The organism is Enterococcus sp. LJL90 (genome assembly GCF_056924355.1).
In genome coordinates this window covers 174,887-200,614 of record NZ_JBXPBQ010000003.1, presented here as the reverse complement: position 1 = coordinate 200,614, position 25,728 = coordinate 174,887, and the positions used below count along the sequence as shown (strand labels likewise).

General features: G+C 40.9%; 21 protein-coding genes and 1 other annotated feature. Of the genes, 3 read left to right on the top strand and 18 right to left on the bottom strand.

Going from position 1 to position 25,728, the window contains the following annotated elements; all coding sequences use genetic code 11:
- Nucleotides 1-207: 207 nt before the first annotated feature.
- The 3 genes from AC1Z3S_RS09175 to AC1Z3S_RS09165 form a co-directional block, all read right to left on the bottom strand.
- Nucleotides 208-1,323, bottom strand: coding sequence for a 5-methyltetrahydropteroyltriglutamate--homocysteine S-methyltransferase (locus tag AC1Z3S_RS09175; RefSeq protein WP_461740123.1), 1,116 nt, complete (start codon nt 1,321-1,323; stop codon nt 208-210).
- Between the two features lie 71 nt (nt 1,324-1,394).
- Nucleotides 1,395-1,638: a binding site (T-box leader), on the bottom strand.
- Between the two features lie 133 nt (nt 1,639-1,771).
- Nucleotides 1,772-3,262: a glycoside hydrolase family 32 protein gene (locus tag AC1Z3S_RS09170; RefSeq protein ID WP_461740122.1), complete on the bottom strand. Its 1,491-nt coding sequence runs from the start codon at nt 3,260-3,262 to the stop codon at nt 1,772-1,774.
- Nucleotides 3,263-3,264: 2 nt separating this feature from the next.
- Nucleotides 3,265-4,767 carry a PTS transporter subunit EIIC gene (locus AC1Z3S_RS09165; RefSeq protein WP_461740121.1) on the bottom strand — a complete coding sequence of 501 codons (1,503 nt, stop codon included), beginning with the start codon at nt 4,765-4,767 and terminating at the stop codon, nt 3,265-3,267.
- Nucleotides 4,768-4,898: 131 nt separating this feature from the next.
- Here AC1Z3S_RS09165 and AC1Z3S_RS09160 point away from each other — a divergent pair, with 131 nt between their 5' ends.
- Nucleotides 4,899-5,714, top strand: a complete 816-nt coding sequence (locus tag AC1Z3S_RS09160; RefSeq protein WP_461740120.1) for an AraC family transcriptional regulator — start codon at nt 4,899-4,901, stop codon at nt 5,712-5,714.
- 183 nt (nt 5,715-5,897) lie between these two features.
- Here the strand turns inward: AC1Z3S_RS09160 and AC1Z3S_RS09155 are convergent, their stop codons facing one another.
- The 6 genes from AC1Z3S_RS09155 to kdpA form a co-directional block, all read right to left on the bottom strand.
- Nucleotides 5,898-6,269, bottom strand: coding sequence for a YccF domain-containing protein (locus AC1Z3S_RS09155; RefSeq protein WP_461740119.1), 372 nt, complete (start codon nt 6,267-6,269; stop codon nt 5,898-5,900).
- Between the two features lie 73 nt (nt 6,270-6,342).
- On the bottom strand, nt 6,343-7,026 hold the full coding sequence (locus AC1Z3S_RS09150) for a response regulator transcription factor (protein WP_461736213.1): 684 nt from the start codon (nt 7,024-7,026) through the stop codon (nt 6,343-6,345).
- A complete protein-coding gene (locus AC1Z3S_RS09145; RefSeq protein WP_461740118.1) occupies nt 7,016-9,649 on the bottom strand; it encodes a DUF4118 domain-containing protein in 2,634 nt (877 codons plus the stop codon). The genes AC1Z3S_RS09150 and AC1Z3S_RS09145 overlap by 11 nt, the downstream gene beginning before the upstream one ends.
- 14 nt (nt 9,650-9,663) lie before the next feature.
- Nucleotides 9,664-10,197 carry a potassium-transporting ATPase subunit C gene (locus AC1Z3S_RS09140; protein WP_461740117.1) on the bottom strand — a complete coding sequence of 178 codons (534 nt, stop codon included), beginning with the start codon at nt 10,195-10,197 and terminating at the stop codon, nt 9,664-9,666.
- 24 nt (nt 10,198-10,221) lie between these two features.
- A complete protein-coding gene (gene kdpB / locus AC1Z3S_RS09135; RefSeq protein WP_461740116.1) occupies nt 10,222-12,252 on the bottom strand; it encodes a potassium-transporting ATPase subunit KdpB in 2,031 nt (676 codons plus the stop codon).
- 52 nt (nt 12,253-12,304) lie between these two features.
- Nucleotides 12,305-13,981 carry a potassium-transporting ATPase subunit KdpA gene (gene kdpA / locus AC1Z3S_RS09130; RefSeq protein ID WP_461740115.1) on the bottom strand — a complete coding sequence of 559 codons (1,677 nt, stop codon included), beginning with the start codon at nt 13,979-13,981 and terminating at the stop codon, nt 12,305-12,307.
- A 691-nt stretch (nt 13,982-14,672) separates the two neighbouring features.
- On the opposite strand from kdpA, the gene AC1Z3S_RS09125 reads away from it, so the two are divergent.
- Entirely contained in the window at nt 14,673-14,798 is a 126-nt protein-coding gene (locus AC1Z3S_RS09125; RefSeq protein ID WP_461740114.1) for a hypothetical protein, read from the top strand.
- Nucleotides 14,799-14,920: 122 nt separating this feature from the next.
- Here AC1Z3S_RS09125 and AC1Z3S_RS09120 read toward each other — a convergent pair whose 3' ends face one another.
- From AC1Z3S_RS09120 to AC1Z3S_RS09080, 9 genes are all read right to left on the bottom strand, one after another.
- Nucleotides 14,921-15,388 (bottom strand): PTS sugar transporter subunit IIA, encoded by a 468-nt coding sequence (locus tag AC1Z3S_RS09120; RefSeq protein WP_461740113.1) that lies wholly within the window; start codon nt 15,386-15,388, stop codon nt 14,921-14,923.
- A gap of 10 nt (nt 15,389-15,398) precedes the next feature.
- Nucleotides 15,399-15,869 (bottom strand): hypothetical protein, encoded by a 471-nt coding sequence (locus AC1Z3S_RS09115; RefSeq protein WP_461740112.1) that lies wholly within the window; start codon nt 15,867-15,869, stop codon nt 15,399-15,401.
- On the bottom strand, nt 15,829-16,614 hold the full coding sequence (locus tag AC1Z3S_RS09110) for a MurR/RpiR family transcriptional regulator (RefSeq protein WP_461740111.1): 786 nt from the start codon (nt 16,612-16,614) through the stop codon (nt 15,829-15,831). Before AC1Z3S_RS09110 ends, AC1Z3S_RS09115 begins: the two co-directional genes overlap by 41 nt.
- Before the next feature lie 236 nt (nt 16,615-16,850).
- Nucleotides 16,851-18,182, bottom strand: coding sequence for a 6-phospho-alpha-glucosidase (locus AC1Z3S_RS09105; protein ID WP_461740110.1), 1,332 nt, complete (start codon nt 18,180-18,182; stop codon nt 16,851-16,853).
- A gap of 30 nt (nt 18,183-18,212) precedes the next feature.
- Nucleotides 18,213-19,811, bottom strand: a complete 1,599-nt coding sequence (locus AC1Z3S_RS09100) for an alpha-glucoside-specific PTS transporter subunit IIBC (protein WP_461740109.1) — start codon at nt 19,809-19,811, stop codon at nt 18,213-18,215.
- Nucleotides 19,812-20,055: 244 nt separating this feature from the next.
- A complete protein-coding gene (locus AC1Z3S_RS09095) occupies nt 20,056-21,102 on the bottom strand; it encodes a Gfo/Idh/MocA family protein (RefSeq protein WP_461740108.1) in 1,047 nt (348 codons plus the stop codon).
- A gap of 98 nt (nt 21,103-21,200) precedes the next feature.
- The gene (locus AC1Z3S_RS09090) at nt 21,201-22,169 is read right to left on the bottom strand and encodes a sugar phosphate isomerase/epimerase family protein (protein WP_461736202.1); all 969 of its coding nucleotides are present in this window, start codon (nt 22,167-22,169) and stop codon (nt 21,201-21,203) included.
- Nucleotides 22,170-22,339: 170 nt separating this feature from the next.
- Nucleotides 22,340-23,413, bottom strand: coding sequence for a Gfo/Idh/MocA family protein (locus AC1Z3S_RS09085; protein WP_461740107.1), 1,074 nt, complete (start codon nt 23,411-23,413; stop codon nt 22,340-22,342).
- Nucleotides 23,414-23,445: 32 nt separating this feature from the next.
- The gene (locus AC1Z3S_RS09080) at nt 23,446-24,480 is read right to left on the bottom strand and encodes a LacI family DNA-binding transcriptional regulator (RefSeq protein ID WP_461740106.1); all 1,035 of its coding nucleotides are present in this window, start codon (nt 24,478-24,480) and stop codon (nt 23,446-23,448) included.
- A 336-nt stretch (nt 24,481-24,816) separates the two neighbouring features.
- Between AC1Z3S_RS09080 and AC1Z3S_RS09075 the strand changes: the two genes are divergently transcribed.
- Nucleotides 24,817-25,698, top strand: coding sequence for a shikimate dehydrogenase (locus tag AC1Z3S_RS09075; protein WP_461740105.1), 882 nt, complete (start codon nt 24,817-24,819; stop codon nt 25,696-25,698).
- Nucleotides 25,699-25,728: the final 30 nt, after the last annotated feature.

Sequence of the window (25,728 nt, the reverse complement as noted above, 5' to 3'; positions counted from 1 at the left end):
TCCTTAATACAACTTCACAAAAAGGTTACACTTTCTTAGGCTCACCTTAAGTTTTGCATTGTATTATAAATGCATACCAACAAACAACCCTAAAAAACACTTTTTCATTTTTAACTCCTTGCCCGCCAGCCACCCACTGGCGGGTTATTTTTTTGTTACAAAAAAATACGAACTACTAATAGTCCGCATTTTTGATTGGTGATTATTTTAAGCCGCGCCCCAAACTTCTTCAGTGATTTCTTTAATCAGCTGCAGTTTTTTCCACTGATCTTCTTCTGTAAGAATATTGCCTTCTTCGGTCGAGGCAAAGCCGCATTGGGGTGAAAGGCTGATTCGATCGAGGTCAACATATTTTGTGGCCTCGTGAATCCGGTTGATGATGGCTTCTTTATCTTCTAATTTACCATCTTTACTGGTGACTAGGCCTAGAACAACTAATTTATCTTCAGGAAGATGGCGCAATGGTGAAAAGTCACCTGAGCGTTCATCGTCAAATTCTAAAAAGAAGGCATCGGCATCTTCTTGACCAAATAAAACTTCACCGACTGGTTCATAACCACCAGAAGTGGCCCAGGTCGAATGGTAATTCCCGCGACAAATGTGAGTAGTGATTTTCAAATCCTCTGGCAAATTTTGAACGCCCTCATTATTTAACTTCAAATATAATTCCTGCAAAGCACTGGTGTCGTATTCCCCATTGGTCATCGTTTCCCAGAAATTTTTATCCACGAGCATGCCCCAAGTACAGTCATCCAATTTAACTTGACGGGCGCCTAAATCGTACAAATGCTGCAGTGTTTCTTGGTAAGCTTTAGCGATATCAGCATATAAATCTTCCCGATTAGGATAGAAGCGGTTAACCCAGTCTTCGTTGTCTTCCCGAACTAATTCGGCAAATAATTGTGCTGGTGCGGGGATGCTTTGGCGAATTTTTTCTGGCGCAACTAATTTGGCTAAGGAAGTGAATTCCGCAAAAACCGGATGCTCTGGATTAAAGGCAATTTTTCCTGATAAGCGGGCAGAATCAGCTCGGGTTTCTTCGCCGTGGAATAAATAGCCTTGATCTCTGACAATATGTTCGACACCGTTAAAGCCCCAAAAGAAATCTAAATGCCAATAGCTGCGGCGAAATTCACCATCACTAAAAACTTCTAAGCCGGCTTGTTTTTGTTTTTCCACGAGATCAGCAATGGCCTGGTCTTCAACTTTCGTTAATTCCGCTTGCGTTAAATTGCCCGCTTCAAAAGCACTTCTCGCTTCCTTCAAAGCTTCTGGTCTTAAAAAACTACCGACGATTTCATAACGATTGACTGTTTTACACATAATAAATTTCCTCCGATTTTTTCTAGATTCGTGGACTCCATCAATAAAAAAATCCCTAGAAGAATTATTCTTCTAAGGATGTCGTTGACATGGTACCACCTTAATTTGTAAAAGTTACCTTTTACCTCTGCCAATACTTTAGCTACTAAAATACTGGAATTTTCCTAACGAGGATTACCCCGTGTGCTCCTTAACCTTGTCTTGGAACACCCGCTCAAAAGCCATTTTCAAATTTGCTGATTCTCACCTCTTTTCAGCTACCGAGGCTCTCTGTTGAAAACTGACAAATTTTACTTTCTTTCTCATTGCGTTTGATTATTCGTTTTTTTAATCTTACTTTAATTATTTTATTTCCGCAATCTAAAATAGGTTATTTGCCTATATGGATTTTTTATCTATGGTTATAGTTTTTGGCTATATAGATATTGCTTTAAATCAGAATAGACATTCAGTTATTATGCTGAATATCCCAGCTAGCAATTTTTACTGAGACATCCTTGTCAAAGTTTCCTCGGGTATAACGTTGTTGGCTAGTCGGAAAGATTCGGCTTGAAGCAACTTCTGTTCCCTCATCAATAAAAATTTCGATTGAGCTTGTATCAATAAAAATTTGAAGACTCAATTCTCCTCGAATATTTTTTTTCAACAGACGCTTAGTCCCGTAGTTCTCACCAACAACTGTCCCAGATTGGGAACGATCCAGCCACAATTCAGCTCTTTTTCCATCATAATACAACCTAGTGTATTCTGAAAAATCCTGATTTCCACATAAATCAATTTCAAAATTTTCCTGAGCTAATTTTGAAATTTTAAACTGGAGTTCCAAAGCTTCAGAAACTTTTTGACCTGATGCCATTTCCTCTTTACTAAAGGCTGTGTATGAGCCTCGCTTCGCTTTTATTTCTCTGATAGGCTTTTGAAGAAGCTGTCCTCCATCAATAGTCAGCTCTCTTGGTATGGTCAAGGTACCACAATAGCCAAATTTCTCTGTCGGATACTCCAACTCGGGCAGCCCCATCCAACCAATCAAAATTCTTCTGCCATCTGACGCAATTGTCGTTTGTGGAGCATAAAAATCAAATCCCAAATCTAATTCTGTAAAAGTTAAGTTTTGGCCTAATGTTAATTGATTCTTTGATATAGGATTACCGATAAAATAGCCTGTTTGGTAAATATTTTGATACTGCTCCTCCTCTTGCTGAAGCCCTTGAGGAGAAATTATCAGGACGCCCTCTCCGGCTAACTCGAAATAATCAGGGCATTCCCACATATAGCCGAATTCTTTGTGTCCAGTCTCAACTTCACCCAGACACTGCCAGTTATAAGTATCCTTCGAATGAAATACTAAAGCTGCACCGGTTAAATTATTTCTTTGAGAACCGATTACTGCCAAAAATTCACCATTTTCAGTGGACCAAATTTTAGGATCTCTAAAGTGATCGGTATAACCGGCAACATTTCCGATAACTTCCGGCAATTGTCGTTTTACAATCTCACCATTTTCGTTCATCTTAGCTATTATCTGATAAGGAATTCTTTTACCAGAGGCTGTTCGTGTATTGCCAGTGTAAAATAAAAGTAGTTCATCTGTCATAGCCAGACCACTCCCGGAGTATGCCCCATGAGTTTCAAATTTAGAATCTGGCTCAATGCCAGGGCCTAAAAATTGCCAGTCAACTAAGTTATCCGAGACCAGATGATACCAACCTTGATACCAAATATTTTCTTTAGCATAGCGATATGGGCTCCATTGAAAAAATAAATGGTACTGTCCATTAAAAAACGCAAAGCCATTAGGATCATTTAAGTAACCTGTCGGCGCTTCAATATGGTATTTTTGGCGATAAGAACTCAGTGCAACTTTTTGAGTGGCTTCTTCTTTAATGCCTTCAGGAATTTCTGAAAAACGAAAATACTTTTCTATATTATCAACAACCATCATTATTCCTCCACCGCTTTGATGATTGCTTCAGCATCATTTTCAATGTCAGTTTCCCGTGCTTCTTCTGTGATAACATCTCGATTGGTTCCCTTATTATAGAACTTGCCTAAAATTAAAGTAAAAGTAATTCCTAACCCAATGGCTAATAAATGAGAAATTGCAAAATGCAGATAGCCTTGATTGGCTGGGTCAACAATTGTAAAGCCCGGTAATCCCGTGGTACCATAACCAACTGCAGTTAATTTCGACAGATAGACATAAGCTCCACCAACAGCTCCCGCCAAACAACCAGCAACTAATGGAAATTTGTATTTCAGTGTGACACCGAATAAGGCCGGTTCAGAAATGCCAAACAAGACTGAGGTAAAAGCTGAAACGGAAATTTCTCTAATTTTTTTATTCTTTCTGTTTAACAACATATATCCAAGAACAGCACCACCTTGAGCGACTAAAGCAACTGACATCAAGGGATTTAAGAAATCTCGACCAGTGTTTGATAATAATTGCCCTTCAATCGCACCAAAAGTATGATGTAATCCAGTAATAACGATAATTTGTTGAACACCGGCAAAAATCATATAACCAAAAATTCCTAAATGCTCTGCCATCCACAGTAGACTGTTTGTTAAACCATCCCCCAAGGCTCTGCCTAACGGACCAATCACAATAAATAAAAGCAAGGAAGAAATTAAAATTGTCAGCATCGGTGACAATACAAATTTAATAATATCTGGTAAGACTCTGTTAAAGAAATTATCAAGTTTTGCTACCACAAAGCCAATCATCAGAGCAATGATTATTCCTCCTTGAAAGCCAACCAGCTCAACATTTAAACCAAATAAATCGACTAGTTCTGCTGAAGCTGAGCCAGAGGCAACTTGAAAGGCATCGCCTAAATTAGGATGCACCATAATGGCTCCGATAGCTAAGCCCAAAGCTGGTCGGCCACCGAAACGTTTGGTTGCAGAGTAAGCAACAATCATCGGCAGAAAAGTAAAAATCCCAGAGCTAGCAATGGATATAATTCGGTTTAAGCCAGCAATTTGTGGCAGCATCTCAACAATCGATTCAGAACCAAATAGTCCTTTTGTCGACAATAAAGAGGTTAGCCCCATTAGTAAAGCTGCCGCCAAAATAGAAGGCATAATCTCAATAAAGACATCTGAAATCGATTTGATAAATGTTTGAATAGGATTCTGCTTTTTCTTATTACTTTGTGTTGCTTGCGGCTGAGTGTCATCAATTGTTTGATCATAGCTCTTTAAAAATTCTGCATATACTTGATTGACTAAACCTGCCCCAAAGATAATCTGTAATTGATCACCAGCCACAAAGGCTCCTTTTGCTAACGAAACATTTTCAGCCTCCTCAAGATTCATAGCACTATTATCTTTTAAGACGAGGCGCAAACGGGTTGCACAATGCGTCACCTTTTCAATGTTTTCAACACCACCGACAGCTTCAGCTATTTCAGCAACTGTTTTTTTCAAATCTTTTTCCATTCAGTTTATCCTCCTTGATTTCTGCAACTTGATTATTTATAGTTTCATTTTAACGACAATTCCATTAAAATTAAATGCAGAAATGTAGACAATCAATGTGGATTTGTCTTATTTAAAGGAGATTTTCAAAAATGAATTATTTTTTTAATAACCATATTGAAAGTGAGCAACTTTACTTATACTCTGGGGGTTATGAACCAACCGCTAAGGGTCATGTCTATGGACCGACTGTCCGCAGTGGCTATATGTTGCATTATATCTATAAAGGAAAAGGAAAATTTACCTCCGGCAATCAGACTTACAATCTAGGTCCAGATGATTTCTTTTTTATTGAACCGAATTTGCCAATTAAATATGTAGCGGATTCAGAGGATCCTTGGGTGTTTTATTGGATTGGCTTTCGGGGAACATTGGCTAAAGAATATCTTCAGCGGACAACGATAACTTATAATAATCCTATTTTTAAGAATTCGAACAGTTTACAGATTAAAGAACTACTGAGTGAGATGATTGAAATTTCTTATGTTCATCAAGATAACGATATTTTATTAAATGGAAAGCTGCTGGAAATTCTCTTTCAAATGGTGAGCCATTTTCCTGTTGAACAGACACAGCCCCGCAGTAAAAAAAGCCAACTATTAACAGAAGCTATTCAATTTATGCGTAATAATTATGAGCATAATCTGCAAATCAATGAGATTGCCGAAGCTCTGAGAATTGATCGCACCTATTTGCATCGACTTTTTCAAAATGAACTAGAAACTAGCCCTAAAGAATATTTAACGGCTCTGCGGGTGCGTAAAGCACAAAAATTACTGACCGAATCAGATTTACCAGTGAAAGTCATTTCTTATTCTGTTGGCTATGAAAATACTCAGCAATTTTCCCGGGTCTTTAAAAAGAATACTGGTTTTTCCCCCCGGGATTTTCGACTGACTACAGAATAAAGTTTTGTATAAAAATTGTTTCAAATTCACAGCCCGATAAACAACTTTTCCATAAAAATATCCGAACAATTTTCTACTAAACTGCCATCTAATTTTTAATCAGCGCTTCGCGCCAATTATGCTAAGAAGGAAAAGCAGTTAGTATCTTTGTTCGGATAATCTTTTCAATACTGTATAACACTTTTAATACCGACTGCTCACAATCTGAGCGCCAAAAGGCATCAATGCGAGCTTTGCCATTTTCAGAGACTGCATGGCAAATGGAATGCCAATAATCGTAATGGTTAAAAGGAGCGCACTTCCTAAATGGCCGATAGCCAAAGGAATGCCTGAGAAAATCAACCAGAGAATATTTAAAATTAGGCTGCCTCCGCCGCCACCATAAACAACTTCTTTGCCAAAAGGTGCCAAGGCTAAACCGGCAAATTTAAAGCATTGCAGGCCAACAGGAATGCCGATAATCGTGATACACCACAGACAGCCAGCTATAAACCAGGTAATAGCCCCAATCAGTCCGCCAAAGATAAACCAAATTATATTTCCTAAACAACTCATTTAAATCCCCTCCACTTTTTAAGTTTATCAAAAAATAAACAGAAAAAAATCCGTACTAAGACGGATTTTTTAACTAGCGCCAATCCTTCAAGCGGTAACCGACACCAATTTCAGTAAATAGGTATTCAGGTTCCAGTGGATTGCTTTCAATTTTTTTGCGGATATTGGAGAGGTTGACCCGCAGCACTTGCTGGTCGCCAGTATAAGGGCCCCACACGGCGGTCATCAAAGTTTTATAGGTCACTACTTTTCCAAGATTTTCAAAGAGCACTTTAACAATTCGATATTCATTTTTAGTTAAATGAATTTCTGTCTCCCCCTTAAATAATTGATGGCGGGGGATATCTAATCGCAAGGCGCCATTGGTAATAATTGGCTCAGCCTGCGCTTGAAAATTTTTATGCCGCAAAGCCGTACGAATTCGTGCCAATAGTTCTCTGGTGCCAAAGGGTTTTGTAACGTAATCATCCGCCCCTAAATCCAGCGCATCGACCTTGCCCTGTTCGTTATCCCGAGCAGAAATAATAATCACCGGCACTTGGCTTTGCTTGCGAATTATTTTCAATAATTCGCTGCCGTCAATATCGGGCAGACCTAAATCCAGCAAAATTAAATCCACCTCATGGCCTTGAAAATAATTCAGGCCGCTCATGCCATCAGCGGTCGTTGCCAGTTGATAACCTTCCTTTTCTAAGACTACCTGCATAAAATCGGTAATCACTAAATCATCTTCAATTAATAAAATATTAGGCTTCATAGGAACTCTCCTCTCCTAAAATTTTGACTTCGAAAATTGTCTCTTTTCCATCCTGTAACACTTGCAGTTGACCGTCATGGGCCTTGATAATTGTTTTGACGATACTCAGCCCAATTCCAAGACCATTTTTCGAATCGACGGGAATCTCATCGTCACTGGATAAATTATGGAGAATTTTTTGATATTGCTGCTGAGTCATCTGACCTTGACTACTAATTTGAAATGTCACAAAGGGCTCTTGATAGCTGATCTTCATTTTGACAGGTGCTCCCTGATTGCCATGGCGGAAGCCATTTTCAATTAAATTGAATAGTGCTTGTTCCAATAAAATTGGGTCAGCGGCCACAAAGAGCATCTCCGTGGGCAAATCAATCAGTAATTGCTTTTCAGGATAAGCTTTGCGGCTGCGGGCTAAAACGGCCTCGGCGATTTCTTCGACAAGTTCTGGCGTTTTCGTGACCTCCATCGTATCCATATTAATTCTGGTGACCGACAATAAATTTTCCACCATTCGCACTAGCCACTGAGATTCATCTTTGACGTCTTGCAATAATTTAACTTTCGTTGCTTTAGGTAAATTGGGTTGCTCCTCGTCTTCAATCAAGGTTTCTGCTAAACCTGAAATTGAGGTCAGCGGTGTCCGTAAATCATGGGAGACTGCCCGCAAAAGATTGCTGCGGACTTTTTCCCGTTCATTTTCCACCCGCATTTCCTGTTGGGTATTTTTCAGGCGGGATTGTTCTAACACGATGGCTAATTGAGTCGTGACCAATCGCAAGTAATTCAATTGATTATTTTCTAAATTATGCTGCTGGTTTCGTAAAATTCCTAAAACGGCTAGGGTTTGTCCCTCGGCGGCCACCGGCAAATAATAACCTTTGGCTCCACCTAAAGTGTCCGTGCCAAAGCCTGCCTCCCGCTGATTTTTACCGGTCCAAAAGGCGACTCCCATTTCTTCTTTAGTTTGCAATGTCTGAGCCGTTTCGGGACTGTGGCTGATAATTTCAGTTTCCGGACTGTATAAAACAATTTCCCGCTTTAAAAGGCGGGCTAAAAAACTCGTCGCTGTATCATAAATCTCTTGATTATCCGTTGCCACAACGTAGCGTTTGTTCAGCTCGTATAAAATCTCCAATTGGTGCTCCCGTTCCATCGCACTGCTGGCCTTCATTTTTAAACGAACCACTAAGTTGCTGACCATTAAAGCGACAATCAGCATAATCAAAAGGGTAATCAAGTAGCTCGCCCGATTAATCACCAGTGAGTAACGGGGCTCAACAAATAAATACGTATAAATCAGCACGCTTAAAATGGAGGCTAGGCCGCTCCAAAGATAGCCGTTTGTTAAACGAGCGGTGATTAAAACAAAGACCAAATAAATCATCATCTGATTTTGGTCACCAAAATGAAACCACTGTAAAATTTCAGTGATAATCGTGGCACTGATGACCATCAGCAAAGTAACCATCAAATTTCCCCAGCCGCCTGTGGGAATCAGCTCCTGCCACCACTTTGTTTTTTGTTCCTTCTCTTGATAAGGCACTAAATGGATTTCAATATCCGTCAGCTGTTCCAGCAAAATATCCTCCGGGTCGCTGACAAAAAGTCGTTCGTACCATTTTTGATTGAGCCGCTTGCCCATCACAATATCGGTGGCCTGAATTAACTCCGCATATTTAGCAATCGTCTCATAGCTACTGTCTTCCTCCAGCGTGACGGTTTCAGCCCCCAGTTTTTCTCCGAGGTCTAATAAAAAACTCGCATCCTTTGTTTCTGGTTCATTTTGCGAATGCACCAAGACAACGGTCCAATCGACACCAAAGCCCTGCACTAAACGAGCCGTCCAGCGAATACATTTTTCGCCCATTTTGGGAAAACGGTCTTCGACAATTGTCAGTAGCTTGGTTTGGACTTTATTGGTGATAGCCGCCTGATTGATATAATCAGAGGCCCGCTGAATTGCTAAGCCCCGCAATTGATCCAATTTATCAAGGGAAAAAAAGTTTTCCAAAGCCTTGCGGGCATTGCCGGCCGCATAAATTTTCCCTTCGGCTAATCGCTCAATCAATTCCTCCGGTTCAATGTCCACAACTTTAATCGAGGCCTGTTTTAAAACGGTATCCGGCACAGTCTCTTGCACTTCTACGCCGGTGATGTCATCGACTAAATCATTCAGGCTTTCTAAATGCTGAACGTTCATCGTCGTTAACACATTAATGCCCGCCTGTAATAATTCTTCGACGTCTTGGTATCTTTTTTTATTGCGGGAGCCAGGGGCATTGGTGTGGGCCAATTCATCCACCAAAATAATTTCTGGTTTAATGGCTAAGGCCTGATCGATATCAAACTCTTTTAAGGTGATGCCGCGATAAGTGACATCCTTTGCTGCTAATTGAGGTAAGCCCTGCAGTAATTTATTGGTTTCCGGCCGATCATGAGGCTCGACATAGCCGACTAAAACATCCCGTCCCAATTGCTGCAGCTCTTGAGCTTCCTGCAACATGGCATAGGTCTTGCCGACACCGGCAGCAAAGCCAAAGAAGACCCGCAAGCGTCCCCGCTGCGAAGTCTCCCGTTGAATTTTTTTTAGTAATTCTGAAGCGCTTGGTCGGTTTTCTGCCACCATAATTCCTCCAATTACTCTTGACTCAATTTATCTAAGGCCAAGTTTAATGCTAAAACATTAACATAAGCTCGATTGCTGAGAAAATCCCGTTGTATTTGTGCTTTTATTATAGCATTGATTGCCTCTTCTGAAAGATTCCGTTGATTGGCAATTCGGGCTACTTGAAATTCCGCAGCGGCGAGACTGATATCCGGATCGACACCGCTGGCTGAAGCGGTGACTAAATCTAACGGTACTTGGGTTTCAGTCGGATTTTCAGCTAGTAATTTTTCTTTTCGTTTGGCTACTAGGCTGGCCTGCTCAGCAGAAAATGCCGCTAGATTGCTGACCTCAGTTGGTCTACCTTGAAAATAATCGGCCGTCTGCATATCTTGGCCGATTAATTTTGAGCCGACAACTTTGCCCTCTTGAACAATCAAACTGCCGTCCGCTTTTTCTGAGAAAAATGTTTGGCCGACGCCGGTGATGACCAAGGTATATAAACCACCAAACACGACAATCGCTAAAACTAAAAATCGCAGACTGGCTAAGACTGTTTGTTTCATTTTTAAACCTCCTAAGTTTCTCTGTTATAAAATAATCAGCGCCAACAGCATATCAATCAACTTGATGGCGACAAAGGGTGCCAACATGCCGCCTAAACCATAGAGCAATAAATTGTCCCGTAAAATTTGGCTGGCAGGTTTTTCCTTATAGCGCACGCCTTTTAAAGCCAAGGGAATTAAAGCGACAATAATCAGCGCATTATAAATCAAGGCGGCTAAAATCGCCGTTAAAGGACTAGCTAAATGCATCACGTTTAAAGCATTCAACTGCGGATAAATACTGTAAAACAAGACGGGAATCACCGCAAAATATTTGGCAATATCATTGGCGATACTAAAGGTTGTCAAGGCGCCACGGGTCATCAGCAATTGTTTACCAATTCGTACCACCTGCAATAATTTAGTCGGACTAGAATCTAAGTCAATCATGTTGCCGGCTTCTTTGGCGGCTTGGGTTCCGGTATTCATCGCCAGAGCCACATCGGCTTGGGCCAAAGCCGGCGCATCATTGGTACCATCGCCAGTCATCGCCACTAAGTGTCCTTCTTCTTGATAATTTCTAATCAGAGTCATTTTATTTTCCGGCGTCGCTTCGGCTAAAAAGTCATCGACTCCCGCTTCTGCGGCAATCGCCGCCGCTGTCAAAGGATTATCGCCAGTAATCATAATGGTTTTAATACCCATTTTTCGCATATCAAAAAATTTTTCTTTGACGCCGTTTTTAACGATATCTTTTAAGTAAATCACGCCTAAGACTTGTAAGTCTTTGACAACAACCAATGGTGTTCCACCAGCTCTAGCAACCTTATCGACGAGTTCATCGCAATCAGCCGGATAGGTTTTGCCTGCTGACTCGACGTATTTTTTCATCGTATCAGCGGCACCTTTTCTAACCTGCGTGCCTTGATAATTAATACCACTCATGCGGGTTTTCGCACTGAAATCAATAAATTCAACTTCTTTGTCGGTAAATTCTCGTTCACGGATGTCGAATTTTTCTTTGGCTAAAACGACAATACTACGACCTTCCGCCGTTTCATCGGATAAAGAAGAAAGCTGCGCTGCATCGGCTAATTCCCGTTCGCAGACGCCAGCAACTGGTAAAAACTCACTGGCTCGCCGATTACCTAAAGTAATTGTTCCTGTTTTATCTAATAATAAAATATCGACATCGCCAGCCGCTTCAATCGCACGACCGCTCATGGCAATCACATTTTCTTTGGTCAGCCGACTCATCCCAGCAATCCCGATGCTAGAAACCAAAGCACCAATAGTTGTCGGGGCTAAACAAATTAACAACGCAATCACAATGACGGTTGATAAGGCTTCGCCATTGCCGGCTAACTGGCTGGAAAAATCAGTGAAGGGCACCAGCGTGACAGCGACCGCTAAGAAAATAATCGTCAGCGTCACTAAAAAGATTTGCAGCCCAATTTCATTCGGCGTTTTTTTCCGTTGCGTGCCTTCTACCATCGAAATCATTTTATCTAAAAAGGAATGTCCATTTTCAGCGGTCACTTTTATTACCAGAAAATCTGACACTAAACTAGTCCCACCAGTCACCGCACTGCGGTCACCACCGGATTCCCGAATGACCGGTGCCGATTCTCCGGTCACGGCACTTTCGTCCACTGAAGCGGCCCCTTCAATAACCTCCCCATCAGCAGGAATTTGCTGGCCGGCTTTGACATAAATCAAGTCGCCTTTTTTTAAATCAGAAGAAATCACTTCGCTAAATTTTTCCTGCTGCCAATCATTTGGCTGTTGGATTTTGAAAGCTGGCACGGCTTTTTTGGCCTCTTTTAAACTAGAGGCCTGTGCTTTTCCGCGTCCTTCGGCAATCGCTTCAGCAAAATTGGCAAACAGGAGGGTCAGCCATAGGAAAAAGGCGACCGTCACCATAAACCAGAGGGGCACACTTTGCTTGGTAAAACATAAAATACTGGTGACAATTGCGCCGATATAGACGATAAACATCACCGGATTTTTTATTTGCAAGCGGGGATCTAATTTTTTAACAGCATCCAGTAGCGCCGCTTGGTATAATTTGTTCATTTGATTTTCCCCCTTTATTTCATAAGTAGTTACAATGTTTTTCTTTATTCAACTAGTTTGTAAAAAATTCAGCAATCGGTCCTAAGGCCATTGCCGGTAAAAAGCTTAAAGCCCCGATGACGACAATCACAATCATTAGCATAACGACAAAGGTTGCGTTTGTGGTCGATAAGGTCCCTTCGCTGACGGCTGCAATTTTTTTCTGGCTCAAGTTTTGTCCTAGAAAAAGAATCGCCGCCATTGGAATAAAACGGGACAATAGCATCATAATGCTGCCTAGAAGATTTAAAAAAGTCGTGTCCGCCGTCATGCCGCTAAAGGCACTCCCGTTGTTATTTGCCAAGGAAGTTGCGTTATATAGTACTTCAGTAAAGGCATGGGGCCCTGAATTTTTCAACCAAGAAAAAATATCTGGATGTAAGACTAAGAGCATGCCGCCAAAGAGTGTCAGCAACAGTGGTGTTAAAATTACCAGACTGGCCATCTTCATATCAAAAACTTCAATTTTCTTGCCTAGGTATTCTGGCGTGCGGCCCACTAATAGCCCCGCCACGAAAACTGCCAATAAAATAAAGGCGAGCATTCCGTATAGGCCGCTGCCGGCACCACCGAAAATAATTTCTCCCAGCTGCATTAAAAACATTGGAATCAAGCCGCCAAATGGAGTAAAACTATCCATCATGGCATTGACTGAACCGTTGGCAGCTGCGGTTGTGCTGACCGCCCAAATGCTGGACCAGCCGACACCAAAACGCATTTCTTTGCCTTCTAAATTTGCTTGGCCTAAAACATCTGCAAATTGTGGCCCATAAGTTTCACTGATTAAAACGCCAACCACCGCCAACAAGATAAAGCTTAAAGAAACAATGAAAATGGTTCGTCCCTGCTGCCATTCTTTAACCCAAAAACCAAAGGCAAAAATCAGCGCCATTGGAATTAAAAGAATGCTGATATTTTCAATAAAATTTGTCAGCAGATTCGGATTTTCAAAGGGATAGGCCGAATTGGCACCATAGAAGCCACCGCCATTTGTGCCTAATTGTTTGATGGCTACTTGGCTGGCGACTGTTCCTAATGCCAACCATAAACTTTCACCATTTAAGCCTTCATAATTAAAACCGCTACTGAAGGTCTGGACAACCCCTTGGGACATCAATAAAATCGCCACAATTGTCGCCAGTGGCAGCAGTAGATAAACTAAACTGCGCACAATATCCTGCCAAAAATTGCCGATAAATTTTTGCTGCCGCTGAATTAAGCCGCGGATTAAAACGGATAAGACGGCAATCCCAATAGCCGCAGATAAAAAATTTTGCACGGTTAAACCAAAAATTTGCGAGAAATTTGAAAGCATTTCTTCACCGGCATAAGCCTGCCAGTTTGTATTGGTAATAAAGCTGACGGCAATGTTAATAGCTAGCGGAAAGCTTAGATTTTCTGCGCCATTGCCATTGAGGGGCAGCCAGCCTTGCGTCATTAAAATTAGCAATAAAACCAGTAGTGAAAATAATGAGACCGTCAATATTGAAACCAAATATTGTTTAGCTTTCATCGTTTGACGACTAGCCGGCCCGATAATTCGATAAAATAATCTCTCAACCGGTTGTAAAAACCGCATATATTTAGGAATGTTCCCTTGTAAAATTTCTTTTATATACCAACCTAATGGTATTGCCAATCCAATTAATACGAGGAAGAACACACTTCCCTGCAATAAATTGCCGATCATTGTTGATCCCCCTTAAATAAATACCAAAATAAGTAAACCATGATTAACAGACTTAAAAGCCCCAAAACCAGATTCATAAACGTCACGTCTCCTTTACATGTTTAGCTTACCTAAAGGGGTATAAAGATAGTGTTAAAGTTTAGACATTTCTTTATGCTATCTTTATATGGGGATTTTTGAGTGAAGGTTATTTTGAATTTTTATTTATCGGGGAGATAGAAATACACAAAACTATGGGGCTCAGGACTGGTAAAGTTTTAAAAAACACCATTTAAAAATTAGGAAACTGGACCTTTATACCGTATCTAATTGGACTAAAAATGAAAGTTCTCTTTCACAAAAAATATTCAAGAAGATATTTTTTTATTGTATAATTTAATTATCTTTATAGCTGTTAAATTATTAACAACTTACGGGAGGTCTGATTATGGCTTTTGCACAAAATTCGCTTATTGTCAGCAGTTTATTTCTAGTCATTTATATCATCTGCATAGTTTTCCTCAATAAGATAAATAAAGTAACTAAGTTTACTAACTACCTTTTTTCTTTCGCCTTTATGGGATTTATCATCTATTACAATCTAAACTTTTTTCATAATTTAAATGAAAGCAATTATCTCTTCGTGGATACAATCACAAATATCTTTTCTTTCGTCTTTTATGTGCCATTTGTGTTGGGGAGCTTCTTCAGGTTGAAAAAATTATTAAGCAAACAGGAGCTAAAAATACTGACGATTATCGCTTATATCTTTATGATGGGACTTTTTTTGTATCTGTGGAGAATTCTCTTTTTTGGTATGTTTGTCGGATTTGTTTAAACCTAGAGCATCAATCCAAAGTTTGAAACCACTTAGTCTCTTATAAAAGTTGCTTTGATGCTGCATTACAGCACCTTAAATGCACAAAAAAAGAGGCTGATTTTTTCAGCCTCGCTTTTTTATTATTCCAATTCCAAAACTACTTCACCTTTTTTGACTGGGCCTTCGTTGATGGTAAAGGTCTCGCCCATTTTACCGGGGAAGAGAACCATCACTGTCGCTGGCTTGTCATTGCTCTTTAAGGTTGCTAGGTCCATTGAGATTAATTTGGTGTCTTGATCCACCTTGTCGCCTGCGTTGACATAACTGGTAAAGCCGGCGCCATCTAATTCCACCGTATCGATTCCCAGATGGACTAAAACTTCGGTGCCATCCTCCATCACTAAACCAACCGCATGTTTTGTCGGGAATATAGAAGCAATTTTGCCGACAACCGGTGAATAAACTTCCCCATTGGCCGGTTCCACAGCATAGCCGGCTCCCATCATTCCTTGGGCAAAAACGGGGTCAGCGACTTTTTCTAATAAAATTAATTCGCCGTCGACCGGCACAAAAACTTCTTTTTTCTTTTTCTTCTTAAAACCAAACATATTTTTCCTCCTAGAAATTCGTGATTAAGGTCAAAGCGACAACTAAAATGGACAATAAACCAATTAGGCCCATCAGCAAATAGCTTTCAAATTGTGTTTTCGTTGTGGCAACACCTGCTGCAATCGGTTGGTGCTTCACTGATTTGAAATATGCGAAGACCAGAGCAGCGCCAATTAAATTAGCCGTTGCCACCTGCTGAACCAAAGCAAAAATCACAAAACGCTTTAACAACTGCTGATTATTTTGATCCTTGGATAAAGTATACATTAGAAAAGCCAGTAGTAACATCAGACACGTCAAAAGAAAAGTCAGCGTCAAGGAAGGTACTTCGGCAATCAGCGTCGTAAAACTGCTTTGACTATTAAAAGCAAACAGCAGCACAAAACTGTAAAACAACACCGGCAGCAGCAGCCAATAACCAATTACAAAATTTTTAATTCTATTCGGTGTCAGCCAGTTCATCGCTTTCGTTAAGATCATAGAGAAATTCACCAAACTTTCTAAAAAGATAATCCATGCCGCAGCTGAGACTCACCAAGCTGGTGACATAGGATTTTTTGCCGACTGCAATCGGCGTTATGTAATAAAACAGAGCATAATCAGCATTTTTACTAAAGAAATTGTCACCAAAAGCTGTGAAGGCCATCGTGGTGATGCCCCGCATCTTCAGAGAAATCAAGTTTTCTTTGACTTCTTCCGTTTCACCGCTTAATGAAACAAAAATCACCATATCGGCTTTTTTAATCATTGGCATCGCCATATCAAATTCCGTGCTATTGGGCAGACAAATCACCCGCTTTTCAACCGCCATCATCATCTTGGAAAATTCATCGACAATTTTCCGCTGAGAATAGCCAGTGCCATAGCAGTAAATCGTTTCTGAACGATGCATCTCCTGTAAGATGCGACTGAAATCAACATTGTCTAAATAAGCAATCGTCCGTTGAATGTCCTGCTGCTGGGCGTCAAAAATATCCACCTTAGCAGCGGTGGTATCCTCCTGTTGATTTTGCTTAATAAAATACTTAAACTCAGAAAATCCGGTAAAGCCAATCTTTTTTGTCAAACGTAAAATTGTTGATTTTGACGTATGGACAGCCTCGCCTAACTCAATAATGCTCATCTTAGTGACTAGCGCCTGATTGTCAATGATATATGCCAAAATTTCTTGGTCCAACTCACCTAAATCCTTTTGATGCTGTCGTGCAATCGTTTCCAAATTCATAATCGGCCTCTTTTCTTCATCCTCTTTTATTTATTATAGAAGAAATAAGAAAAAATATGAATGGAAACTTTTTTATGTTGCTGAAAAATCAAGAAGTTTCCTCAGCCATCAGGGCAAATTGAAATTGCTAAAAGTCAGGCTGGAGCTTTTAAGGCTAAATTTAGGGGACTTAGCGGCCTATAAATCCCCAGCCTCCTTTAGCGTAATTCAATTTAATTTGTTTAAGGATTAGCTCTTTATTTTAGTGTTGGCCAAAATTCTTGATTGGCTTCTAATAAGTCATCTAAAATTTCTCTGGCAATCCGCGCGTTTGGTACAATTCTGGAAAGAGTCAAGGCTTGCCATAGTTTTTGGTAAGAGCCTTCTTCCCAAGCCTGCACCACTAATTTTTCTACAGAAACTTGTTGTTCCATCAATCCTTTTTGGAATTGTGGAATTTTCCCTTGAGTTAATGGCTCAGGACCATTAGCGCCGACGATACACGGCACCTCCACCATAGCCGTTTCATCAAAGTTAACGATTGCTCCTTCATTTGGCACAATCAATAACATTCTTTCATGGGTGTTATACGCAATTGCTCTAGCTAAATCGACAATGTAACTAGCATGTTCATCAACTTCTAAAGTCATGCCAGCTGCTGTGCCAGCTTCAGCAATGCGATTACATTCACCGAAAACATGCTTTTCTCTTCCCGCCATCACTTCATTGGCCCGAGTATATTCGGGATTGGCATGAGCTACTTCGTCCTGTGGGTATAAATAATATTTCAAATAAGTATTTGGCAACGTCGCTGGATCAACCGCATAGACATCTTTAGCTTTGGCAAACGTATGCATCCAGCTAGCATCGGTATGTTGCGATTCTTCAATCTCATCCTGTAACGAATAGCCGTACTTGTTAACGTGTTCTTTAATTTTCGGCATTAAGTCATTGCCTTCAAGGTCACGAATATCTGTCCACCAGCCAAAATGATTCAAGCCGTAATAACGGACAACCATTTCTTTACGGGAATTCAGGCCAACGGATTTCGCCATCCGTTCTTCAATCCCTACTGGCATGTCACAGATATTGATAATTTTTGAATTTGGTCGTAATTTACGGGTCGCCTCAGCCACAATTGCTGCTGGGTTGGAATAATTTAACATCCAAGCATCCGGTGAATATTTTTCCATGTAATCGACTAATTCTAAAACGCCGCCGATTGAACGCATCCCGTAGGCAATTCCGCCAGGTCCACAGGTTTCTTGGCCGACAACGCCGTATTTCAATGGAATTTTTTCATCTTGTTCCCGCATCGCATACAAACCAACGCGAATATGAGCCATCACAAAATCGACATCTTCAAAGGCAGTCTGAGGATCAGTCGTGGCAACAAAGTTAATTTCTGGTGCCCGTTCTCGAATAATAATTTCGCAGGCATCGGCAATTTGCTGCTGCCGTTCCTCTAAGTTGTCATAGAATTTAATTTGGCGAATTGGAAAACGCTCCAGATTGTCTAAAAGCATCAAGACAATCCCCGGTGTAAATGTACTGCCGCCACCAGCGATAACGATTGAAAATTTCTTCATTTTGTTCTTCTTCCTCTCACTTTTCCTTTTTTAGTCGTTAACTTGTAATAATTGTTCAAATTGTTCTCTGACTTGTGGAACATCTAAGCCCACAATAACTTGGAAGGCATTGCCTTTGCGGACAACCCCGTGGGCTCCGCCTGAACGAAATTCCTCGTCGGCTCCCACCAGATTTTCATCTTTAACGGTAATCCTTAAACGAGTCGCACAGTTGTTGACCTTATCAATATTGTCAGAACCGCCGAAAGCTTCTAGATAAATAGCTGCTTGTTCAGTATATTGGTTGCCACCTGCGATTGCACTGGCACCGGCTGGTTCGCCAGCTTGTTTAGCTTTGTAATCTTTTTTAGTATGCAGTTTAATTTCTGCTGCATCTGGTTCCCGCCCTGGTGTCGCAAAGTTAAATTTCAAAATTAAGAAGCGGAAAACAACGAAGTAAATTAAGGTAAATCCTAGACCGATGGCAATTTGTGTGAAAATCATGCCGCTGTGATTGGCAAAGAGCGGTAACCAGTTTTTGGCAATCATATCGATTAAGCCGCTACCCATATCGCCAACAACCCCAAAAGCAAACATCGTTGCAGACATTGAAGCGGCTAAGAAAGCGTGGACCGCAAACAATGCAGGTGAAACAAATAAGAAGGTAAACTCTAGTGGTTCGGTAATCCCTGCTAAGACAGCTGTCAAAGTTGCTGGAATTAAAACGGCCAAGACTTTTTTCTTGTTTTCAGGTTTTGCGGTAAAGTAAAAGGCTGCCGCAATCCCCGGTGAAGCGAAGATTTTTGAGTTTCCGTGTAAAGCAAAGCCGCCTTCTGGGAACAATTGTTTTAGCGGTGTAGTCGTTTGCGAGAACTCATTTAAATGGGACATCCAATAATTAACAATTCCGCCTTCAACAACTGCTGGTCCAAAAACAAACGGCGTGTAAATGAAATGATGCAGCCCGGTCGGAATCAATATTCGTTCCAAGAAGGTGTAGAGCCAAACGCCGAAGACGCCGGCACTTGCTAGAAATCCTTGCATCGAACCGATGCCCATTTGAACTTTCGGCCAAATCAGACAGAATAGAAAAGCGACAGGTAACATCACGAAAAATCCTAAAATTACAACAAAGGATGAGCCTTGGAAAACCCCCAAGAAATCTGGCAATTTTGTATCGAAGTAACGATTGTGAAGAAAAACAACAATCGCTGAAATTAAAATTGCGCCGACAATACTAGTGTCTAAGGTTTTGATACCGGCGATTAATTTCAAACCGCTTTCGCCGCCAACCTCTTGATTGTAGTTGACTCCGAAAAAGTCGCCGAAAAATTCTAACATGCTGCCGATAAAATATTGAGCCGTCAGATAAACGACAAAAGCCTCTAGCGCAGCGCGGGCATTCGCCTTTTTAGCTAGACCAATCGGCAAGCCGATGACAAATAATAATTCCATTTGATTAAATACGGTCCAAGCACCATTTTCAATAATGGTCCAAATACTGTACCAAGTGGTGCCTTCATTGGCGATGCTGCCGATAATTAACGGATTTTTAAAAATAATTGCTACCGCCAACATAATCCCGGAAAAAGAAAATAGTAAAACCGGCGTAAACATGGCCCCACCAAACCGTTGGATCTTTTCCATCATAAGTGAACTTCCTCCTCTTCTCTGTGCAAAAACAATTTTTATTTTTGCTGGTACATTAGTTATACCAATCCCAGTATCCGCTTACAAGTCTTCTGGTTAATCCTGGGAACCAGCGCCATTGAATGAACCAAAGTGTCAGGCGCTGGGAAATTTCCCGCAGCTAATTTTAGACAAAAAAAATAGCGAGAAGCAGCTCCGTCTCCCCACACATTTCAGCAGACGACTGCTTCTCGACATTCTTTTTTTATAAATTTAAACTGGTTGCCTTTTCCGCCGCCAATTCAAAAATCTTTTCAATTAGGAGCATCACGCGGCGAACCTCAGCATTTTTGACAATTGGTTCCGCTTGGCCAGCGACGACTGCAGCAAAATTTTCATAAAAAGTTTGGTATTCTGCTTTAGCTTCAGGGAAACTTAAAACTTCCACCGCATCCTCTGAAGGTGGCGCCATCGTTTTAGTTAGACCAACGCCGGCTTGAATCGGCGCAGGTGCTGCGGCGTAGGCATTCTCAGCACTGGCAATAATTTCTCCAGATAAATCCCAGTCATCAATTTTGGCGGTGCCTTTAATGCCCTTCACGTACCAACGGGGCAGTTTAGTATAATTCGTGGTTCCCACTTCAATTAAACTCCGCAGACCATCTTCAAAAGTCAGATAAACGATAAAGCCATCATCGACTTCATCCCCTAAAATAAAACTCAAATCAACGGCGATATCTTTAATTGGACTGTCGACTAGAAAAAGCATTTGGTCAAACAAATGCACGCCCCAGTCTAAGATCATACCGCCACCGTGCTGTTTCAAATGGCGCCAGTCGCCGGGAATTCCGTTAGCACCCTGCACCCGCGATTCGATTTGAAATAAATCGCCAATTTGTTTTTGACGATACAAGTCCCGAATAATTAAAAAATCTGGATCCCAACGGCGATTTTGATGGACCATAAACGTATTACCGGTTTCTTCAGCTACTGCTAAAATTTCATCCAGCTCGGCCACATTCATCGCCACAGGTTTTTCACAAATAACCTGCTTGCCTGCTTTCAAACTGGCAATTGCCAATTCCTTATGGCTGTCATTAGGCGTGGCAATCAAGACTGCCTCGACCTTTTGATCTGCCCACAGCGTTTCTAAATCAGGAAACACCTGCAGACCATTTTTTTCCGCTTCTTTTTGACGGATTGGATCAATATCATAAATACCGACAACTTGGACGCCGGGATTTTGTTCAGGAATCAAAGTTTTTACATGATAGCTTCCCATGCCTCCATAGCCGATTACTGCTAAGTTCATAAGCTGCCTCCTAAAAATAATTTTGCAACTAACGTCGAGGCTGTCTTTTTGAGAATAAGACTTCCAGCACAGCCTCGAACGATTTTTTTACTTAATGCTTATGCCCACCACATATCAGCCGGCATATCTTTAATCATTACACTTCTTAAGTTGGTGATTGCCCGATTTAAACCTTCATCAATCGACATAATTGGATCTTCGTGTTCGATACTTAAGACATAATCGTAGCCGTAAATCCGCAACGCTGAAATAATATCTGACCAAACTTTCAAGTCATGACCACAACCAACAGAACGGAAAGTCCAAGCCCGCGTTTTAACATTGCTGTAAGGCTGCATATCTGTTAAACCATGCATATTGATATTGTCTTGATCTAAATACGTATCCTTTGCATGGAAATGATGAATGGCATTGTCAGCGCCTAAAATTTTAACCGCCGCAACTGGATCAATTCCTTGCCACCATAAATGACTTGGGTCAAGATTACAACCGATGGCCTTGCCAGCTGCATCCCGCAGGCGCAACATTGTATAAGGTGTGTGGGCTAAAAATCCACCGTGTAATTCAATCCCGATTTTCACACCGGCACTTTCAGCAATGCCGTTGATATTTTTCCAATAAGGAATCAGTTTTTGGTCCCATTGATATTCATAACTGTCTGTATATTCAGTTGGCCACGGTAAAACGGGCCAGTTCACTTGTGTATCGGTAGCATTTCCGCCGGCAACTCCAGAGAAGCCGTTGACAACTTCAACGTTCATCAGGCTAGCTAATTTAATGGTTTTTTGTAATAATTCATCAGCTTCTTTTGCAACCGCTGCATTTGGTGAGATTGGATTATGATGGGCACTCAATGCAGAAATGCTCAAGCCTTTGTCCGCTAATTTTGCCAAATAATCTTTTCTTTCATCACTAGATGCCAGTAATTTATCAATATCTAAATGGGCATTGCCAGGGGAACCGCCAGTTCCGATTTCGACTGCTTCCAAGCCTTTTTTAGACACTACATCAATCATTTCATCAAAGCTCAAGTTGTTAAATAATGGGGTAAATACGCCTAATTTCATCTAAAAATTCCTCCTAGTATTTGTTAAACTATTTTCATTTTTTAACCTTACACAGTTTATTAATTTTGAAAATCGTAAGCCGCTGTCGTCAACGGCCCACGTCGATAAAATCATTCTCGCTGTATCCGCCAGCTTGCTTAATTTTTTCAAAGTAAGTTAGTAGCCATTGTTTATAAAAAGACGGGCTCGCCTTTTGCGGAAGATTGATAAATAGCTTCCAGAATTTCTGTTACTACTAGCGCTTCCTCTGGCTTCACAACAGGTTCGGTATCATTTAAAATGGCTGCTACCCAAGATTCTGCTTCTTTTAAGGCAGGATCATCGCCAGCACCATCGTAAAAATCAACGCCGCCTGTTTCCAACTCAATTTTCTTTTCAAATAAAAGACCGTGATCTTCACCATTAATACTCAGGCCATCATTCATATCAGCGCCGCCTTTAGTTCCGGCTAAAGTTGTTTTAGCTTCTTTGACATCCAGGCTGTTTAAAGCCCAGCTGGATTCTAAGAAGATTGTTGCGCCATTTTCCATCGTGATAAACCCAAATGCTGAATCTTCTACCGTGAATTTTTCTGGGTCCCAAGGTCCCCAAGCATTGGCAGCATTTTTAGTTTGTGATAATTGATGGTAGGCTTTACCGACCACAAATTTTGGTTTGTAATTGTTCATCATCCACAAAGTTAAATCTAAAGCGTGGGTGCCGATATCAATTAATGGTCCGCCCCCTTGCGCTTCTTCATCTAGGAAAACACCCCAAGTTGGGACTGCCCGCCGGCGAATCGCATGGGCTTTGCCGAAATAAATATCGCCTAATTCACCATCTGAACATACTTCGTGTAAGTATTGAGAATCTGTCCGGAAACGATTTTGATAGCCAATCGTTAATTTTTTGCCGGTCCGTTTGGCAGCCGCAATCATTTCTTTGGCTTCGGCGCTGGTTTTGGCCATCGGTTTTTCACACATTACATGATTGTCAGCTTCTAATGCTGCAATCGTTAATGGCGCATGACTGCTGTTTGGGGTGCAGACATGGACAACATCTAATTTTGCTTCTGCTAACATTTTTTTGTAATCGGTGTAGACTTCAGCCGTTTCAGTTCCAAAGTCAGCCTTCGCTTTAACTGCCCGCTCTTCAATAATGTCGCAAAAGGCTACCATTTCTACTTCTGCAACCTGTGCCAATGAGGGCATATGTTTGCCATTTGCGATTCCACCGCAACCGATAATTCCAATTCTTAAAGTCATTTCATTTCCTCCTGCTGATAATACATTCATTTTTATTTTTTTGGTTTGCCGACAGTCTCACGAATCACTAATTCTCCTGGCAGAGAAACCAATTGCTTCCTTTTTTCTTGGGGCTTTTGCATTTCCTTAATAAGCATTTCCATCGCTTGTTCACCTTTATTGATTTGATTTAAACGAATCGTCGTCAACGGCGGGTCGCTGTATGCTGCAAAACGAATATCATCAAAACCGATAATCGACAAATCCTCCGGCACCTTCTTGCCATGCACCCGTAAAAAGTGGATGAACTGCAACGCTAAATCATCGCCGTCAACAACGACGCCGGTAAAATTGTCAATTTGCGCCAATAACTTGGACATTTGTTCCTCGTAAAAAAAGTTTTCTTTTCTTAAAGGCAGCTGCTCTTGTTCCATTGTTGCTTTAAACCCGTGATAGCGTTCTTTGATAACTCCCGGCTGCTCTTCGTCAAAGTGATGACTTAAAAAAGCAATCTGGCGATGACCTTGGCTAATTAAATAGCGGGTGGCTTTTTTACCCATTTCAAAATCATCTGTATTGATTACAAAGCAATCTGGATAATCTTTTAAGCTTTGATACAACTTTGGCTCCAAATGAGTATCGACAAAAATCGTCGGCTCCTTTAATTTGCCTCGAACTTTTTCAAACATTTCCTGAGAAAAACTAACGGCGATAAAGCCTTCAAACAGCCAATTATTTTGAATGGTCAAAATTTCATCGACATTGGTGACATTATGAATCAAGGTAAAGTAACCTAGCTCTTTGACCTTCCGCTCGACCCCTTCCAACACTTCTGAGGCAAAGGGGGTGGAAAAATCAACCGGTCCCGCCGCCTCGTGACTAAAATACAACAGACCAATTAGTCTTGAAGAGGAGTTGACTAACGAGCGGGCGTTCATATTGGGAACATAATCATATTTTTTAATAATCGCTTGAATGATTTCTCTCTTTTCAGCAGAAACTCGATGAGCCTTGTTATTCACAACATTGGAAACTGTTGTAACACTGACGCCGGCTTCTTGAGCGATTTGTTTGATTGTGACCTTCATCCATCTTCTCCTCTAAAAATTTTTCTTAATCAGCTAGCCTCCTAAGATTTTTATTTTAGTTTAACGTTAAACTCATTCCTACAAAAAGAAGTTTAACGTTAAACTAAATAATTGTCAACGATTTCAAAAAAAATAATTTTAAATTTTTTTTGAAGTTGAAAAGAAAGCAATCCATAGCTGTGATAAATCAGTTTTATCAAAAAAACGAATTGGAATTTCTGCTGGCATTCCTTTATGATGAAAGAAGCTTAAACATGTGAAAAAACGAACTTTCCAAAATACTTTTAATTTAGCATTAGTTTGAAAAAAATTATAGAATTTGTGAGGTCAACTACAATGACAGAAAGATTATCCGGACACACCCTACTAATCAGTTTAATTGCGACACCTATTCGCCACAGCCTTTCACCAAAAATGCACAATGAAGCCTTCGCCAAACTTGGCTTAGATTATGCTTACTTAGCCTTTGAAGTCGGCAATCAAGAATTAGCCGATGCAGTGAAAGGGATTCGGGCGCTAGGCATTCGTGGCTCAAATGTTTCCATGCCCAACAAACAAGCCATCCTTCCCTTATTAGATGAATTATCTCCAGCGGCGCAATTAGTCGGTGCAGTCAACACTGTGGTCAATCAAGATGGCAAAGGCCATTTAGTCGGTCATATCACCGATGGCACTGGCGCAATGCGCGCTCTCAAAGAAGAAGGCGTCAGCGTCAAAGACCAAATCATCACGATGACTGGCGGCGGCGGAGCTGGTACGGCGATTGCAATTCAAGCCGCCTTAGATGGTGTTAAAGAGCTACGGATTTTTAATATCAAAGATCCATCTTATGCTAATGCTCAGGAAACAGTCGATAAAATTAATCAGCATACAGATTGTTTGGCAACCTTAACGGACCTTGCTGACCAAGAAGCTTTCAAAAAATCAATCGCTGAAAGTACTATCTACATTGATGGAACTGGCGTCGGCATGAAGCCTTTAGAAAATCTTAGCTTGATTAACGACCCTGAAATGATTCGTCCAGATTTAGTGGTCTTTGATGTTGTCTATTCCCCAAGAGAAACAAAATTACTAAAATTTGCCAAAGAACACGGTGCTAAAAAAGCGATTAATGGCTTAGGCATGATGCTCTATCAAGGAGCGGAGGCCTTCAAATTATTCACCGGCGAAGAAATGCCGGTGGACTATATTAAAGCTGTTCTGTTTGATGAAGAATAGCAAAAAAATTATTAGAACTGATTTGCCTCT

What these genes read in the sequence shown, in the direction of transcription:
- AC1Z3S_RS09105 (WP_461740110.1), bottom strand. Translation starts at nt 18,182, where the DNA reads ATGAAGAAATTTTCAATCGTTATCGCTGGTGGCGGCAGTACATTTACA.
- AC1Z3S_RS09170 (WP_461740122.1), bottom strand. Translation starts at nt 3,262, where the DNA reads ATGGTTGTTGATAATATAGAAAAGTATTTTCGTTTTTCAGAAATTCCT.
- AC1Z3S_RS09090 (WP_461736202.1), bottom strand. Translation starts at nt 22,169, where the DNA reads ATGAAATTAGGCGTATTTACCCCATTATTTAACAACTTGAGCTTTGAT.
- AC1Z3S_RS09095 (WP_461740108.1), bottom strand. Translation starts at nt 21,102, where the DNA reads ATGAACTTAGCAGTAATCGGCTATGGAGGCATGGGAAGCTATCATGTA.
- AC1Z3S_RS09160 (WP_461740120.1), top strand. Translation starts at nt 4,899, where the DNA reads ATGAATTATTTTTTTAATAACCATATTGAAAGTGAGCAACTTTACTTA.
- AC1Z3S_RS09080 (WP_461740106.1), bottom strand. Translation starts at nt 24,480, where the DNA reads ATGAAGGTCACAATCAAACAAATCGCTCAAGAAGCCGGCGTCAGTGTT.
- AC1Z3S_RS09115 (WP_461740112.1), bottom strand. Translation starts at nt 15,869, where the DNA reads ATGATCTTAACGAAAGCGATGAACTGGCTGACACCGAATAGAATTAAA.
- AC1Z3S_RS09110 (WP_461740111.1), bottom strand. Translation starts at nt 16,614, where the DNA reads ATGAATTTGGAAACGATTGCACGACAGCATCAAAAGGATTTAGGTGAG.
- AC1Z3S_RS09155 (WP_461740119.1), bottom strand. Translation starts at nt 6,269, where the DNA reads ATGAGTTGTTTAGGAAATATAATTTGGTTTATCTTTGGCGGACTGATT.
- kdpA (WP_461740115.1), bottom strand. Translation starts at nt 13,981, where the DNA reads ATGATCGGCAATTTATTGCAGGGAAGTGTGTTCTTCCTCGTATTAATT.
- AC1Z3S_RS09175 (WP_461740123.1), bottom strand. Translation starts at nt 1,323, where the DNA reads ATGTGTAAAACAGTCAATCGTTATGAAATCGTCGGTAGTTTTTTAAGA.
- AC1Z3S_RS09140 (WP_461740117.1), bottom strand. Translation starts at nt 10,197, where the DNA reads ATGAAACAAACAGTCTTAGCCAGTCTGCGATTTTTAGTTTTAGCGATT.
- AC1Z3S_RS09075 (WP_461740105.1), top strand. Translation starts at nt 24,817, where the DNA reads ATGACAGAAAGATTATCCGGACACACCCTACTAATCAGTTTAATTGCG.
- AC1Z3S_RS09100 (WP_461740109.1), bottom strand. Translation starts at nt 19,811, where the DNA reads ATGATGGAAAAGATCCAACGGTTTGGTGGGGCCATGTTTACGCCGGTT.
- AC1Z3S_RS09150 (WP_461736213.1), bottom strand. Translation starts at nt 7,026, where the DNA reads ATGAAGCCTAATATTTTATTAATTGAAGATGATTTAGTGATTACCGAT.
- AC1Z3S_RS09165 (WP_461740121.1), bottom strand. Translation starts at nt 4,767, where the DNA reads ATGGAAAAAGATTTGAAAAAAACAGTTGCTGAAATAGCTGAAGCTGTC.
- AC1Z3S_RS09120 (WP_461740113.1), bottom strand. Translation starts at nt 15,388, where the DNA reads ATGTTTGGTTTTAAGAAGAAAAAGAAAAAAGAAGTTTTTGTGCCGGTC.
- AC1Z3S_RS09085 (WP_461740107.1), bottom strand. Translation starts at nt 23,413, where the DNA reads ATGACTTTAAGAATTGGAATTATCGGTTGCGGTGGAATCGCAAATGGC.
- kdpB (WP_461740116.1), bottom strand. Translation starts at nt 12,252, where the DNA reads ATGAACAAATTATACCAAGCGGCGCTACTGGATGCTGTTAAAAAATTA.